Annotated in this window: 1 protein-coding gene; it reads left to right on the top strand. The window is 45.2% G+C overall.

Annotation, left to right across the window (positions count from 1 at the left end; genetic code table 11):
- On the top strand, positions 1-431 hold a 431-nt coding region (locus R8O11_RS28025; protein WP_318194975.1), incomplete at its 5' end, for a LuxR C-terminal-related transcriptional regulator.
- Positions 432-684 lie beyond the last annotated feature (253 nt).

Genomic DNA, 684 nt, shown 5'->3' with positions numbered 1-684 from the left:
CATTGGTTTGGAAGAACTTTGAGACGGTCGTGTTCAACGTTCCAAAGCGTCTCACTACGGATGAACTGCTCGCCTTCGGTCAATTAAAAGGCTTGTTTTACAGCGAAGATTCTTTAGAACAAGTCGGCGAAGGACTGAAAGGTATTGTCAACGGGCAAAACTGGCTACCACGCAACGTAACCAGCCAACTGCTGCACTACTATCGAAATGTGATAAATACTCACACCGCGCCAGCAACCGTCGATCTCACCATTCGCGAACTGCAAGTGCTGCGTTGTCTGCAAGCTGGAGCATCGAATAGCCAGATGGCAGAAGAACTGTTTGTTAGCGAATTTACGATCAAGTCGCACCTGTATCAGATCTTTAAAAAGCTCTCAGTGAAAAACCGAGTCCAAGCCATTGCTTGGGCCGATCAAAACTTGATGTCTTAACCTTACATTCATGTATTAAGACGACTAATAGAACCAGAGATTACGAGCCCAGCGAGTCGAATAGTGAACACAACGAGAGAGTAAGTTTCCTGTTTATTGTTAGACATAGCTCCTCAACAGCGGCACGGCCTGACTGATCATGCTTTTTTCCGCACTGCGTCTCACATTTTTTCCTACTTTATTCATGATTCATGCGCGACTCTCGTGTTAAAGTGTTGCGCAGATTCTTGATAATGACGAGAAAGGATATTCC

The organism is Vibrio sp. 1288 (genome assembly GCF_033344475.1).
This window is presented reverse-complemented; position numbering and strand designations above follow the sequence as displayed.